12 protein-coding genes are annotated in these 14,516 nt (G+C 57.7%); 5 read left to right on the top strand and 7 right to left on the bottom strand.

Annotated elements, in window-relative coordinates; all coding sequences use genetic code 11:
* Positions 1-111: 111 nt before the first annotated feature.
* Entirely contained in the window at positions 112-1,272 is a 1,161-nt protein-coding gene (locus FEM03_RS12160) for a prepilin peptidase (RefSeq protein ID WP_138086537.1), read from the bottom strand.
* Positions 1,273-1,354: 82 nt separating this feature from the next.
* Here FEM03_RS12160 and FEM03_RS12155 point away from each other — a divergent pair, with 82 nt between their 5' ends.
* From FEM03_RS12155 to FEM03_RS12145, 3 genes are read left to right on the top strand one after another with little or no spacing between them, the layout of a single operon-like run.
* Positions 1,355-2,068: a M15 family metallopeptidase gene (locus tag FEM03_RS12155; protein WP_138086536.1), complete on the top strand. Its 714-nt coding sequence runs from the start codon at positions 1,355-1,357 to the stop codon at positions 2,066-2,068.
* Between the two features lie 49 nt (positions 2,069-2,117).
* On the top strand, positions 2,118-3,458 hold the full coding sequence (locus FEM03_RS25585; protein WP_276609655.1) for a CCA tRNA nucleotidyltransferase: 1,341 nt from the start codon (positions 2,118-2,120) through the stop codon (positions 3,456-3,458).
* A 53-nt stretch (positions 3,459-3,511) separates the two neighbouring features.
* Positions 3,512-4,300, top strand: a complete 789-nt coding sequence (locus FEM03_RS12145) for a hypothetical protein (RefSeq protein ID WP_138086535.1) — start codon at positions 3,512-3,514, stop codon at positions 4,298-4,300.
* A 90-nt stretch (positions 4,301-4,390) separates the two neighbouring features.
* Here FEM03_RS12145 and dxs read toward each other — a convergent pair whose 3' ends face one another.
* The 6 genes from dxs to FEM03_RS12115 form a co-directional block, all read right to left on the bottom strand.
* Positions 4,391-6,283 carry a 1-deoxy-D-xylulose-5-phosphate synthase gene (dxs, locus tag FEM03_RS12140; protein ID WP_138086534.1) on the bottom strand — a complete coding sequence of 631 codons (1,893 nt, stop codon included), beginning with the start codon at positions 6,281-6,283 and terminating at the stop codon, positions 4,391-4,393.
* 29 nt (positions 6,284-6,312) lie between these two features.
* The gene (locus FEM03_RS12135) at positions 6,313-6,669 is read right to left on the bottom strand and encodes an exodeoxyribonuclease VII small subunit (RefSeq protein ID WP_138086533.1); all 357 of its coding nucleotides are present in this window, start codon (positions 6,667-6,669) and stop codon (positions 6,313-6,315) included.
* Between the two features lie 67 nt (positions 6,670-6,736).
* Positions 6,737-8,545, bottom strand: coding sequence for an ArnT family glycosyltransferase (locus FEM03_RS12130; protein ID WP_138086532.1), 1,809 nt, complete (start codon positions 8,543-8,545; stop codon positions 6,737-6,739).
* Positions 8,546-8,641: 96 nt separating this feature from the next.
* On the bottom strand, positions 8,642-9,838 hold the full coding sequence (locus FEM03_RS12125) for an FtsW/RodA/SpoVE family cell cycle protein (protein ID WP_138086531.1): 1,197 nt from the start codon (positions 9,836-9,838) through the stop codon (positions 8,642-8,644).
* Positions 9,839-9,956: 118 nt separating this feature from the next.
* Positions 9,957-10,745 carry an ABC transporter ATP-binding protein gene (locus FEM03_RS12120; RefSeq protein ID WP_138086530.1) on the bottom strand — a complete coding sequence of 263 codons (789 nt, stop codon included), beginning with the start codon at positions 10,743-10,745 and terminating at the stop codon, positions 9,957-9,959.
* Between the two features lie 82 nt (positions 10,746-10,827).
* The gene (locus FEM03_RS12115; RefSeq protein WP_138086529.1) at positions 10,828-12,837 is read right to left on the bottom strand and encodes a hypothetical protein; all 2,010 of its coding nucleotides are present in this window, start codon (positions 12,835-12,837) and stop codon (positions 10,828-10,830) included.
* A gap of 493 nt (positions 12,838-13,330) precedes the next feature.
* Between FEM03_RS12115 and FEM03_RS12110 the strand changes: the two genes are divergently transcribed.
* Both FEM03_RS12110 and FEM03_RS12105 read left to right on the top strand, forming a co-directional pair.
* Positions 13,331-13,849: a hypothetical protein gene (locus FEM03_RS12110; RefSeq protein ID WP_138086528.1), complete on the top strand. Its 519-nt coding sequence runs from the start codon at positions 13,331-13,333 to the stop codon at positions 13,847-13,849.
* A 63-nt stretch (positions 13,850-13,912) separates the two neighbouring features.
* Positions 13,913-14,503: an HAD family hydrolase gene (locus FEM03_RS12105; RefSeq protein WP_138086527.1), complete on the top strand. Its 591-nt coding sequence runs from the start codon at positions 13,913-13,915 to the stop codon at positions 14,501-14,503.
* Positions 14,504-14,516 lie beyond the last annotated feature (13 nt).

Below are 14,516 nucleotides of genomic sequence, written 5' to 3'. Positions count from 1 at the left end.
CTCCAATATTTTTGGATCTCGTTCTCACACATTTTACTTGGTTGCCGCGCGCGCTGGCTGATAGCTTTGTTGGGTAAAGCTTATCTAGTTGGCAGTTGCCCGCTCCTATTCCTACCAATCCCTAAACCCTGTCTTGGTGAGATACCAGTCCACCAATTGCGGGCCGGAGAATAGCCAGATCATGGCTCCGCCGGCGAGGTAGGGGCCGAAGGGGATTTTGGCGGTCCATTCGGTTTTGCCGATCAAGCGCGGGAGGATGGCGAGGAGACTGCCAAGGAAGGACGCGGCGACAATCGTGAAAAAAACGGCCTGCCATCCAAGGAAGGAGCCGATCATGGCGATGAGGAGGACGTCGCCGAATCCCATGGCTTCTCTCGGGATGACGATGTCAGTGGCCTTGCCTTCGAGTTTGGTGACGGTTTCGAGTGAGAAGGTTTTGGATTCACCGGAAGAGAGATGGAGTTTGATTTTGTCGACGGTGATTTCGGCTTTCGCATTCGCAGTGGTGAAAGTTTCGTCGTTGATGGTGATCGCGGGGCCGGTGATGATGAGCCGGTCGCTGGGTCGGGTGTAGATGTCGGCCCAGCTGAGTTCGTCGCCGGCGATTTTGAAGATGGGGGGCTGGGTTTCGTCGGGTTGGTGAATGGTCCAGGACTCGGGTTGGTCGAACTTTTGTTTGAGTCGGCCGAAGGCGAGTTTGCCGAGTTCGACAACGGTCCAGAGCAGTCCGAGGCCAATGCAGGCGCTGACAAAAGAAAGGAGGATGGCGCGTCCGCGTTCGACTTCGCCCATCATCTCGGGGATAAGGTAGCTGCCGAGGAGACCGACGGCGAGTCCACCCAGGGTGATTTCATGGGGGAGAATAAAATAATCGATGTCGATGAAGGTGCCGGCGATGAGCAGGGCCGTGAAGATCCAATAAATGAGGACGAGGTCGCCCCAGCCGGTGATGTCGTCCCAGTGGCCGCGGAATTTGAGGAAGATCAGATAAAACAGGACGGCGGTGAGCAGTTCGACGAAGAAATATCGGAAGGGGATGGGGGCTTTGCAGGCGGCGCATTTGCCGCGTTGGAAGAGCCAGGTGAAGAGGGGGATGTTGCGATAAATGGGGATCTGGGTTTTGCAGTGGGGGCAGAAGGAGCGCTTGGGATTGCTGAGGGAGATGCCGAGGGGGAGCCGGTAGATGACGACATTGAGGAAGGAGCCGATGTTGGCACCGAGCACGAAGAGAATGCTGTGCAGGAGGAACTCGATGAGCTGGGTGGACGGCATGGGCGGGTCGGTGGTGAAAAAGTGCTGGCAATGTTAGCCTGCGTGTGGTTGTAGGGGAAAACTTAATTTTATTAATTGAAGGATGATGCGTTGGCTTTGTGTGGTTATTTCAGGGTTGTTTCTCTGTCAGTGTGCAGGTGATCCTGCGGCCAGGAAGGGTTTTGTGCCCGGGGATGTGAACATGCGGGCGGCGCAACGGGCGTTGGTGGGGGTGACTCAGCTGGTGCCGGATGCGGTGGTCGACATGCGATACATCACCAAAGAGAACGTGACCTATCAGGGGCTGTATCCGGTGCATTTGCCGTGTGTTCTGCATGTGACGACGGCGCGCAAGCTGGCGGTGGCGGCGGACATTTTGCGGCCTCAGGGTTATCGATTGAAGATCTGGGACGCGTGGCGTCCGCCGGAAGTTCAGGTGAGTTTGTTTGAGCATGGGGGCCGGACAGGGATGTTTGCTGATCCGTCGATTGTGTGGTCGAGGCATTGCTCGGGCACGGCCGTGGACTTGACGTTGACGGATTTGAAAGGTCGGGAGGTGAAGATGCCGACGGGGTTTGATGAAGGGGGACCGCTTTCGTATTATTTGTATTCGGGGAGTGATCCAGAAGTGCGACGCAACCTGAGTGCCTTGCAACAGGCGATGCTGACGGCGGGGTTCACGATGCTGGACACGGAGTGGTGGCATTTTGATGATGCGGACTACAACAATGCCACGCCGCCGCCGGTGGTGTTTGCTTCGGAACTGGGAATTCAGCTGCCGCAGATCAACAAGCCGAGATCGCGATCAAGAAGGTAGGTTTGAAAAAATTAACGAGAGTCGGTAATGATTGGCCGAATCCGGGGTAGTGAACAAAAAGTCTTTTTTGATGCGAGAGATTGCGACCAGTCTAGTCAAACAGTTGCGCGCGGCCGGACATGAGGCGGTGTTTGCGGGTGGCTGTGTGCGTGACATGTTGTTGGACAAGGAGCCGAAGGATTTTGACATCGCGACGAGTGCGCGGCCGGAGCAGGTGATGGGGTTGTTTCCCGGGTCGCATGCGGTGGGGGCACATTTTGGGGTGATCGTGGTGCATCGCGATGGAGAAAATTTCGAGGTGGCGACGTTTCGTCAGGATGGCGATTATTCGGATGGCAGGAGGCCGGATTCGGTGGTGTTTACCAGTGCGGAGGAGGATGCGAAGCGTCGGGATTTCACGGTGAACGGGTTGTTTTATGATCCGCTGAAGGACGAGGTTCTGGATTTTGTGGGAGGTCGGGTGGATCTGGAGGCGCGGGTGTTGAGGGCGATTGGCGATGCGCGGTCGAGGTTCCAGGAGGACCGTTTGCGTTTGTTGCGGGCGGTGAGGTTTGCGACGGTGTTGGGGTTTCCGGTGGAGACGGGGACTTGGGAGGCTTTGAAGGAACTGGCGGGTGAGGTGGTGTCGGTGAGCGCGGAGCGGATTCGCGATGAGTTGAACAAGATCTTTTTGGATCGGAACCGGGTGCGAGGATTTGATTTGCTGGTGGAAAGCGGATTGATGAAGGCGGTGATGCCGGAGGTGATGGAGTTGCAGGGTTGCGAGCAGCCGCCGCAGTTTCATCCGGAAGGGGATGTGTTTGTGCACACGCGCAAGATGCTGGAGCTGCTGGGGGATGAGGTGTCGTTGCCGCTGGTGTGGTCGGTGCTGCTTCATGATATTTCGAAGCCGGAGACTTTTACGGTGGATGAGACGGGTCGGATTCGTTTCAACGGGCATGATCGTTTGGGGGCGATCAAGGCGGGAAAGATTTTGCGGCGTTTGAAGTTTCCAAATCAGGTGGTGGATCCGACGGTGGAGGCGGTGGCGAATCACATGGGATTCAAGGATGTGCCGCACATGCGCGAGTCGACCTTGAAGCGGTTCATGGCGCGTCCCTATTTTGAGGACGAGCTGGAGCTGCACCGGGTGGATTGTCTGTCGAGCAACGGGATGCTGGACAATTATGAGTTGTTGAAGGAGAAGCGGGCGGGTTATGAAGCGGAGACGAAACCGCTGATTCCGCCGCCGCTGGTGACGGGTCATGATTTGCTGGCGATGGGGGTGGTGCCGGGTCCGAGGATCGGGGAGCTATTGTTGGGGGTGCAGACTTTGCAACTGGAGGGGGTTTTGAACGACCGTGAATCGGCACTGATATGGCTTTCTGAAAGGATGAAGGATGAAGGATGAGGGCGAAAACAGAGGGTCTTGCTGGGTTTTGGGGTTTGTGGTAGCCTCAATCAATGAAGTTTAATTGTTCGTTTTTGCTCAGGCTTGCCATGGGGTTGATGTTGCTCGGGTTGTTGGGTGGCGAGGTGGCAGTGGCGCAGAGTATTTTTTATTCCGGGATTCAGCATGGGAAGAAGGTGTTGCATGATGATGGCACACAGACGGAGTCGGTGAAGGACATGAACAAGGGGGAGATCACGGAGACGACTTTTGATTCGCGCGGCACACCGATCAGCAAAAAGACTTTCCAGGTGAACCGCAATGGCGACCCCATTCAGGGGGTGATTCATGATGGCGCGGGCAATTTGATTGCGAAGGTGCTGTTTGGTTTTGATGACTTGGGGCGCTTGAAGGAGGAGCGTTGTGTGAACACCAGCGGGGAAGTTTTTCGTCGGGTGATTCACCAATATGATGCGGCGGGGCAAAAGCTGCGACCGCTGGCTTATGATTTTAAGGTGAACGCACCGAACATGAAGGTGGCGACGTTGGATTTTACCGGGAGAAAACGGGCACCGGAAAGGGTGACGCCGGGGAATGCGGTGAATGCGCTAAATCCAGGGAATCCGCAGCCGACGGGGGTGGTTCAGCCGGGGGGACAACCGCAGATCATGAGTGTGTCGCCGAGTTCAGGATACGTGCAGCCGACTCAGCAGCAGGCGTATGAGGAGGCCTACCGGCAGCAGCAGATGCAGCAGACTCAGATGGCTCCGGCCCAGACTCAGAATCAGACACAGCAGGCCCCTGGGGCACCGAAGGAAGAGAAAAAGCGCAGGTTCTGGCCTTTTGGGAAGAAGGACAAGTAGGCGCGGATCGGGTGAGCCGGGAATTTGCCAGCTCACACAAGGGGGATGGATGAAAAGATGAGAGGGACACGAAGGTCCCTCCTCCTTGATTTATCTGCCGAGGGCGGCGAGGATTTTGACGACGGCGTTTTCGGCGGTGAGGCCGTGTTTGGCGCGCAGGATGGGGATGGTGCCGTGTTCGATGAACTCGTCGGGCCAGCCGATGCGCACGATGGGAGTGGTGAAACCGGCGCTGTGCAGATGCTCGATGACGCCGCATCCGAAGCCGTTATGAAGCACGTGGTCTTCAAAGGTGCAGATGACTTTGCACTGGGCGGCAAATTGTTCGAGGACGGCGGTGTCGAGGGGTTTGATCCAGCGCGGATTGATCAACGCGGCCTGAATGCCTTGGGCGGCGAGAAGGTCGCGGGTTTCCTGGGCCATGACAAACATGTCGCCGAGTCCGATAAGCGCGATTTCCCCGGCGGGTTCGACGACTTCGGCTTTTCCGATTTCGAGGAGCTGGGGTTTGTCTTTTGGAGTGACGCCGGGTCCGTTGCCACGTGGGTAACGGATGGCGATGGGGCCGGCTTCGTAGTTGGCCATGGTCCACAGCATGTCGACGAATTCGTCTTCGTCCTTGGGCTGCATGTGGACGATGTTGGGGACGGGACGGAGGTAACCGATGTCAAACAGGCCGTGGTGCGTTGGGCCGTCGTCGCCGGAGAGACCGCCGCGGTCCATGGCGAGACGGACAGGGAGGTTTTGAATCGCCATGTCATGAACGATCATGTCATAGGCGCGTTGCATGAAGGTCGAGTAGATGGTGAGGAAAGGTTTGAGTCCCTGGACGGCGAGGCCGCAGGCAAACAGGGCCGCGTGTTCTTCGGCGATGCCGACGTCGTAATAACGTTCGGGGATTTCCTTCTTGAAGACGCTGAGGCCGGTGCCGCCTGGCATGGCAGCGGTGATGGCGACGATTTTTTCATCGGCCTTGGCGAAATCGGTGACGCTGCGGGCGTAGATTTGCGAGTAGGTGGGGGAGGCGGTGGCCTGGGTCTCGCCGGTTTCGATGTTGTATTTGCCGAGTCCGTGGAACTTGCCTGGATCATCAAGCGCAGGGCGGTAGCCGCGGCCTTTTTCGGTGATGATGTGGAGGATGACAGGCTGGTTTTGAGTTTTGAGGAACTCAAAAGTTTTGATCAGCAACGGCAGGTCGTGTCCGTCGATGGGGCCGTAGTAGCGGAAGCCAAATTCTTCGAAGATGACGGAGGTGGTGGGGCTTGGCTGGGAGTTGGTGGTGAGCAACAGACCCTTGGCGCTTTCTTCAACCTTGCCAGCGATGCGGCGGATGGTTTTGCCTCCGATTTTTTCCAGCAGGCCGGCGGCGGTCTGGTGGAGGTGGGCGTAGGTGGGGTGGGTGTTGATCTGGTTGAGGTATTTGGCAATGGCACCGACGTTGCGGTCGATGGACCATTCGTTGTCGTTGAGGACCAAAATGAACTTTTTGGTCTGCGCGGCGACGTTGTTGAGAGCTTCGAAGGTGGGGCCGCAGGTAAAGGCGGCGTCGCCGGCGATGCAGACGACGTTTTCGTCTTCGGCGCCACGGAGGTCGCGCCCAACGGCCATGCCGAGAGCGGCGGAGACGGCGGTGCCGGCGTGGCCTGCGCCGTAGCAGTCGTGTTCGGATTCGGTGCGCAGGCAGAAGCCATTAAGGCCTTCGTATTGGCGGATGGTGTGGATTTTGTCCCAGCGCCCGGTGAGCATTTTGTGGACATAAGCCTGATGGGCGACGTCGAAGATGAACTTGTCTTTCGGGGTGTTGAAGACGCGATGGAGGGCAATGCTGAGTTCGACAACGCCGAGGTTGGGGCCGAGGTGGCCGCCGGTTTCCGCCAGGGTGGTGATGAGATCCTGCCGGATTTTTTCTGCGAGGTCAGCGAGCTGTTCCTGGGGAAGAGCTTTGAGGTCGGCTGGTGAGTGGATGTGAGGAAGTTCCGCCATGGTGGTAGGATTTATTTCAATCGGACGAGCTAGAAGAGGCGGATTTCACCGGAGCCGGCTTTGTCGCCGGGCTCTTTGCTTTTTGAACTGCGTTTGGGAGAGGCCGGGGAAGCGGGGGAGGCTGTTTCCGGGGTGTCCATGGGCGCGAATTCGGTGAGGGTCGCTTGAGTTTTGCCTTCGAGGTTGAGGTTGATGGCTTCGACGCGGCGTCTTGCCGTGTCGATGCGGGAACGGCAGACCCGGAGCAGGGCCATGCCGCGTTCATAAGCGCCGACCATTTCTTCCAAGGGGAGCTGGCCGCTTTCGAGCGAGGACACGAGGGTGTCCAGAGACTCCATGGCTTCTTCAAAGCCGAGTTCTTCGATAGGGCGTTCTTGGTCGGACATGGTGATGGCGCGAGCCGGTTACCATGCCTGCTTGGCGGCTGCTCGCAAGTGGAATGAAGCGGGGAGGTCAATCAGGATTTGGTTCTGTTGTCTCCCAACGCGCCCGGTCGGTCATGAAGACCATTTCGAGGATCAGACGACCGCCGGTGCCGAACCGACCATGAAGGGGGAAAAACCTGCGAAAGGGAAAGGCGGTTTGCTGGGCCATGGTGTCGACCCCGTGCCACTGTCCGGTGCCATAATAAATCTGCGGTGCCCAGGGTTCGTATTCGTTGGTCAGGCCGGAATTGATGGCGTCGCCTCTGGTCGACCATGGGGTCAATACCAGTCCGGCCACGGATTTTTGGCGGCTGGTGGCAAGCGTGCGAATCTCTTCAAGTTGTGCCGGGTCGCGAGGCAGCCAGATGCAGGGTCGGTCGCTATACCAGGCAATCGCCCAAGGCATATCAGACACGAGCACCTCATTCTCGCCCACCATGGGTTTGAGCAGGGCCAAGCGTTCGGGGAGGTAGGGCGGCCACTGCGCCATCATGCCTTTGTTGCGGATGCCGGCGGAGATGGCGGGAGGCAGAAGTTGGAGCATCGGCAGCGCCGTGATGGCGGTGGCGATGGCGGCGATGCTGTGGCGCGCCACCCATCCGTTTCCCTGACCGGCGGGGATCCGTGCCCACAGAACAAACAGAAAGGCCAGACCATAGGCGCTGAAGAGCGGGACAAAGAGGAAATGAAGCTGGCGTTCCGAGGTCTCTGCCTGATTGCTTCCGGCCAGGCCCGTGCCAATGAAGACACCGAGCCACATCAGGACAAGGGCTCCACGGGCGGAGAGGGTTTCCTGGCGTTTGAAGGGATGCAGCAGCGCCAGGAAGAAGATGATGGCGGCGAGTGCCGCACCAAGGTTTTGATAGAGGTTGTTGATCTGGATGACGGTCTGCTGAAGGAAGTGGCGGGTCAGGGCTTCCGGATCGATGGCGGACTGGACGGTGGAGAAGCTGCGCTGGCTGGCCACTTCAGGCTGGCCGATGAGGATGGCCTGGAAGGTGGATTTGGCGGCACCAAGCACATCGCCGGTGAGTTGGTAGTTGCGCATGCCCCAAAAAGTTAAGGCGGCGGCGGTCGGCAACAGCACCAGGATGAGGAACCCGCGCGGTCTTACCAGAAGGGCGACGGCGATGGTCAGTCCGGGCAGCAGCCAGATGGCCATCCAGTTGGTGAACACCATGAGCACGGCGAGGACGCCGATGCCCAGGGCTGACAGGATGTTGTTGCTGCGTTGATCGACATGGCGTTCGATCATCAGCACGAGAAGGAACATGATGGCGCTGAAAAAAAACAGCAGCATCATCGGGGCGAGGGCCGTGGTGGCGAGGTCCCAGAGCAGGGAGCAGGCAGCCATGGTGATGACGGTCCAGTTGGCGATGCGTTGGTCGAACAATCGTTGTGCCGTGAGCAGGGTCAGCCCCATGGCTCCGATGAAAAACAACAGGGACAGCGCGGCGACCACGCGGTCGAGCACATAGACGCGGGTTTCAGCGGTGTTTTCCCAATGAACCTCAAGGCCTTTGAAAATGGGGGCCATCAGCAGCGAGGGCAGCGGCGGCTGCTTGGTCTCGGGCATCTGGTCGACCTCCACGGTCTTGCCGGCCTCCATCTGCTGGCGCAGGGCAAAGGGACGGATCATTTTGGTGCTCAATCCTTCGCCACGGGCAATTTCGCGGGCCATTTGAGCCTGCTCCATGGCGGCGGGTGAGGAAAGTCCGCGGAAGGTGACGAGCAGCTGGACCAGGAAGAGCGCGGCAAATCCGGCGATGATGCTGGCGCGCAGCAACAGTTGCGATGGCGTCGCCTTGGAACGTGCCGGGTTGGATCGATCAATCATCTTGGGGGTGAATTCTATGGCCGATTGGGGGTTTGAGCAACTGGCAGATGGGGTTCTCCGACGTGCTTGAGGTGGGGATTGTCCCCTCCGAATCTGTTAATAGGCGACTTCTTCGTCCTGATCTCCAGGGCGTTTATTGGAGACGGGCGACACATTACGGTGAATCCACACGCTTTGGGTCAGGCCCATCAGGAAAAGGCAGACGACCAGGAAGGTGCCGCCATAGGAGGTAAAGGGCAGGGGCAGACCGGTGATGGGCATCATGAGGACGTTCATGCCCATGTTTTGCATGGCATGGGCGAACATCATGGCCGTGACGCCCACGGCCAGCAGTCGCCCGAGCTGATCCCTGGCATAGAAGGCGACAAAGACACATTGCAGCAGCATCATGGCGGTGAAGGCGATCTGGAACATGCCGCCGCGGAAGCCGAATTCTTCCACGATCACGGCGTAAATGAAGTCGTTGATGGCCTCGGTTTCGGAAAAGAAGGTGCGATGCACGGAACGCTGGTCGAGCACCTTCACGGAGAGCGGACCTTTGCCATCGAAGCCGGCGGAGCCCACGGCGATCTGCACCTTGTCGGCCATCCAGGCATCGCCTTGAACATCGACTTTTTTGTTCATCAGCATGTCGGTGAACACCTCGACGCGTTTCTTCTGGTAAGGTTTGAGGCCGAAAAAGTAGGCGAGCGGCAGCACGCACATGACCACCAGGAAGAGCGTGATGAGGTAGCGGAAAGGGATGCTGCCGACCAGCAGCATGGCGACAACCACGGGACCGTAAACGGCGGCGGAGCCAAGGTCGGGTTCTTTTAAGACCATCGCCATGGGCACGGCGGCGAGAATGCCACAAACTCCGAGGCGCAACCAGTGGTAGCGGAACCACGGGGTGATGCGATGCATGTCACCAAGGATCACGGCCAACACCGCGATGGTGGCAACAATGGCCATTTGGGAGGGCTGGATGGAAACGGGGCCCAGGTCGATGACACTCTTGGACCCTTTCAAGTCGATCCCAAAAAGTTTCACCGCTACAAGGCCCGCAATGCCCGCGATATACATCAATCCTGCTCCCCATCGAATCCATTTGTAGTCGATCAGCGCCGCACCGAAAAACACCACCATCCCCACCGCGCCCCATTGCACCTGATCGCGCCATTTGCTTGCGAGCGCGGCTCCGTCACGAAAGGAGGAGGCGTTGTAAATGGCCCACACGCCCCACACCAGCAGCAGGATCATGTTGGCAAACAACAGCCAGTTGATGCCGAGGAATTTTCTAAAAAGCGGGGTCATAAGAAGACAGAAGACAGGAAGACGGAAGACAGAAGAATTGCTCAGAAAAGACGGAATGGCTCAGGCGGGGTCGCGGCTGGGTCTTCGGTCTTTTGTCTTGAAGTCTTTTGTCTGATTTTCATAGAGACGGCACGGCGGCGAGCAGTTTCTTGGTGTATTCGTGCTGGGGATCGCCGCACACCTGCTCGGAGGTGCCTTGTTCGACAATGCGGCCACGGTTCATCACGATGATGTCGTCGCTCATGTGTTCCACCACGGCAAGATCATGGGCGATGAACAGATAGGTTAATTTGAACTGCTCCTGGAGTTCCTTGAGCAAGTTGATGATTTGAGTCTGCACGCTGACATCGAGCGCACTGACGGGTTCATCGCAGATCAGAAACTTCGGTTGCACGGCGAGGGCTCGGGCGATGCCGATGCGTTGCCGCTGGCCACCACTGAACTCGTGAGGATAACGCCACATGCTTTCAGGCGGAAGACCGACTCTTGATAGAAGTGCGGCGACGGTGTCTCGACGGCCGGCTTTATCGAGATGGCGGAAATGGATGCGCAGCGGTTCGCCGACGATTTCATCAATGCGCATGCGCGGATTCAGCGAACCAAACGGATCCTGGAAAATCATCTGCATCTCTTTGCGCATGGGGCGGAAGGCGGCTTCGCGCAGCGGCAGGATGCTGGTTTCGCGGTAAAAAACTTCACCTTCGGTGGCGGGAACCAGTTTCAGCAGGGCACGGCCCAAGGTGGATTTGCCGCTGCCGCTTTCTCCCACCAATCCCAAAGTGGTGCCTTCTTGAACCTCAAAGCTGACGTCGTCCACGGCACGCACTTCGTCCACCTTGCGACGGAGAAACCCGGCATGAATGGGAAAGTGAATTTTCAGGCTGTTGACCCGGACCAGTGCTGCCATAAGCGCGCATCCTAACACATGTCCCGCTGCCCACAAGAGCGCGCCCGGGGCAGAATGGATGTTTTTTTGACGGAGTTTTGCTTTATGAAGCGGAGGCCTTCAGGGGCCGGGTGATGCGTCGCCAGAAAAATTCCAAGCGGTCCGCCAGCAAAGTTTGCAGGGCTGCTGTCAGTGCGGGGTCGGTTGGGGAGGAGCACTCATTGACCAGACTGCGCAGGGCGATCAGGTCCGCCTGTTGAGGAGGGGTCAAGTTCACTTCGTCCATGTAGTGACGAAGCGCGGAGGGGATCACGGCGGAATCAAAAAGACTCTGGATGGCGACACCCGCAGGTTCGTGGGTGAAGACGACCCATTTAAAATCGGGTGCCGCTTCACCGAACTGATCGGCGGCGGTGGCGAATTCGGCAAGGCGACCCGCGACGTAACTGGCCAGCAGTTGCCAATCTTCGGGTCGGTTCAGCGGAGCGATTCCGAAGATGACTTCCATTCCCTGCCAGGTCCAGCGAGGGATGGTTTGGCCGGTCAATCCCGGCAGTTCCAGCTCGTCGTGCTTGACCAGTGCGGAGCGATGTCCGGCGAGCCGCACGATGTCCTGCAACATGGGTTCGTCGAGATGCGAGCTGGATGCTCCGGCACGCAGTTCTTCAAAGCGGTCGCGCAGTTCCGAAGGCGTTGCCGGCGTTTGTTTGTCGTTGGCCGAGGCCGGTGATGATGATGCCGCCTCCGTCGGTTTGCGTTTTTGCAGACGTGCCATCATCTCGCTCAACTTGAGCAGGGTGCTGGGCGGCGGTGGTGGCAAGAGGTTTGCCAAGGGGATTTCGGCATCCGACTGCGTCTCATCGCCGTCGTCTTCGTCGCCCAGAAGAAAAGAACCTTTCCAGGGCACGTCTTCGGGAAGTGGCACCACACCGACGGGGGCGGGTTCAAATTCGCCGTCGAAAGTCGTGAGATCGACCACCTTGCCACCTGCATCTTGTTGGAGACTTTGGGTCAGGCGATCGAGTTCGGAATCATGGTCGTCTGGAGATACCATCAGGAATGAAGCCGATGCTGTGTCCGCGGTGGATTTTGTAGATTTAACCTGTGAGGGATCGGCATCGGGATGCAGCCAGCGATACCAACGGCGGGCGGCAAACCGGAGCAGTTCGCGAGGGGCGACCGATCCGGCCGCACGTGTGGCAAAGAAGCTGTCGAGATCCACAAACTGCAGAAACGCCCGACTGTCCGCCGCGCCAACCTGTGCTTCCTTGAGGCGCAATTCCACCAGGGCGGTTGCCTCGTCCAATCCGAGACCGTGAAGCGACACGTTGCGCGCACTCAAGCGATCCTGCATGGCACTGGGAAGCTGTCGACCAAGGGTGGTGTCCCACAAATCCTGATTCATGCTCAACACCACCCGCACACGCGGAAGCGTGGTGAGGGCCAAGGACATGCGGGCGACTTCCATGCCGGCTTCGGTGTCGCGATAGAGTCCGTCCATGTGATCGGCCACCAACACCAGCGGTTTCCAAAGGCACAAAAGTCGCAGTAGACATGCGGCGCTTTGTTCGGCCTGCCTGCCTTGAATGCCTTGCAATAGAACGGTCAGAGCTTCGTTCGTCGGAAGGGAAACGGCTTGCATGAAGCGATGCAGCCAGGCTTCGATCCAGGGGGAAGCGGTCAACCCGGTGCTCGCGGCGAGCTTCTTGCGCAGAGCGGTGAAGTGCTTATGAAACCAGTCGCTCAACGGCCTGGCGTCGCCTTCGCGGGAAAAAAGTTGCATGGGTTTTTCCTGCAGCAAACGCAACGCTTTTCCGGGATTGGCGCTCGGAACCTGACCCGTTTGAATCATTCGCCGCAACAAGGTGGCAAGCACGCCTCCGCAAACTTCATTGAGCATGCCGGGAGTGCCACGTTGGGCCGCGAGATCTTGAAGCACGCCTCGTCCGGTGGACTCCCAGGTCAATCCTTCACGCGTTTGCCAAGGCAGGGCCGCAACGACCGAGGCTGGCTGGAGTCGGGCGGCTACGCGTCCTAATAAATGGGTCTTGCCGTGGCCGGCGCGTGGGGCGCTCAACAAAACGATGCGACCTTCGGCCTCCAGGGAACGCATGGTGTCGAGCGCTTCCTCATGCATGGCCACCGAAACCTCGGCCTCGTGCCACGACTCACAAATATCATTCCCGAACGGTTGCAAAAACGCGAGCGGGGAAGCCGTTTTGGAGGGGGCCGAAAAGGGGGAAGCGGGGGATTTCGAGGAAGCCGACATGCGTGAAAAGTTCAGGAAAAAGGCGTCTCCGCTGCGGAACGATAATCCAAGAAAGCCGAAGTTGAATCCTATACAAGTCTAAACTGAGTATAATCACTATAATAATTAACTAACAAATGCGTATATTCTTGGTCGTTTGATTACATTTTTCTTTTGGGTTTGGTGGAACCGGCAAGGGAAGGTCATCGGCACAAAAAAATTGAACGCGCTTGCGCTTTAGGCATCGTATCAATCTGCGGCGACGGCTCTTGATCCTGAAGATCAAGAAAGCCGGTCAAATGCGGCGGCCTGAGAAATTCCATTTTTCAGCGCTGCAATTGCCACTACATTCAAACTCATGGATTTGCATCTCAACACCACCCACATGTGGGCACTGGTTATCGGACTCGTCATTGGTCTGGCCTTTTTTCTTCTCGCGCTGCGTGCCTACTGGAGTGTTTCACGGGAGTTTCGCCGTTACAAAAAAATGTTGGGCGACAAAATGGAGTTGGAGCACCGTCAGTTGAATGAACTTTCCAAAGAGCGTGAAAAATTCCTTAAGGAGAATGAGAACCTGCGACTTCAAGTGGCCCGACTCAACGACCGCACCGACAACAAGGTGCAACGCGAGATGGAAATTTATGCGCGGGCTGAAAAGCAGATGAACATCAGTGCGCCAGGGTTTGCGCCTGCTTGGGAAATTGCCAAATCGCAGGCATTGACCCAATTGGAGACGGAAGAACGTGGCAACAGTTTCCCGCAACGCATGTTCCGCAAATTGGTGGGTGGCAATGCGACGGCTTTGCCTGCGGAAGCAGCGGCAACGGCAACGGCCAAAAATGGCCACGCACAATCCTACGATCAGCAGGATTCTTGAGTCCCGGAGGATTTTTTTACCGCTCCAAGATTCCAAGGCGTATTTTTGAGACCTTTTTCATTCATGCTGGACATACCCGACCGCCCCTATGCGGGCTACATTTTCGACTGTGATGGCACGCTGGTGGATTCCATGCCCATCCATTATGTGTGCTGGATTGAGGCCCTTCGATTGAACGGAGCCGTTTATCCTTTCACCGAGGAAGAGTTCTACAGCTATGCCGGTGTGCCCGAGGCGGACACGGTGCGCATCCTCAACAAACTTCACGACGTCGACATCGACGCCGAAGCGGTGGTGCGGGCGAAGTCGGAGATTTTCCTGCAGCGCATTCCCGAGATTCAGCGCATCAATCCAGTGGCCGACTATGCGATCAAACTGCACGGAAATGCGCCGATCTCGGTCGCATCCGGAAGCGAGGCGCCGATTGTCCAGGCGTGCCTTACCAATACTGGGCTGATCGAATTGTTCTCCATCATCATCACGCCCGAGAACGTCAAGCGCGGCAAACCTTCGCCGGACATGTTTTTGCTCGCGGCTGAACGCATGGGAGTGGATCCGAAAGATTGCCTGGTGTTTGAAGACGGTCGAAGTGGGCTCGAAGCAGCGGCTGCTGCGGGCATGGAGGCGGTGTTTATTCCGCGCACGCTCAGGTGAGCGGTCGAATGAT

This window comes from Phragmitibacter flavus, from assembly GCF_005780165.1.
Classification (GTDB): Bacteria; Verrucomicrobiota; Verrucomicrobiia; order Verrucomicrobiales; family Verrucomicrobiaceae; genus Phragmitibacter; species Phragmitibacter flavus.
The sequence above is the reverse complement of the archived record's forward strand: the minus strand, read 5'-3'. Positions and strand labels throughout refer to the sequence as shown.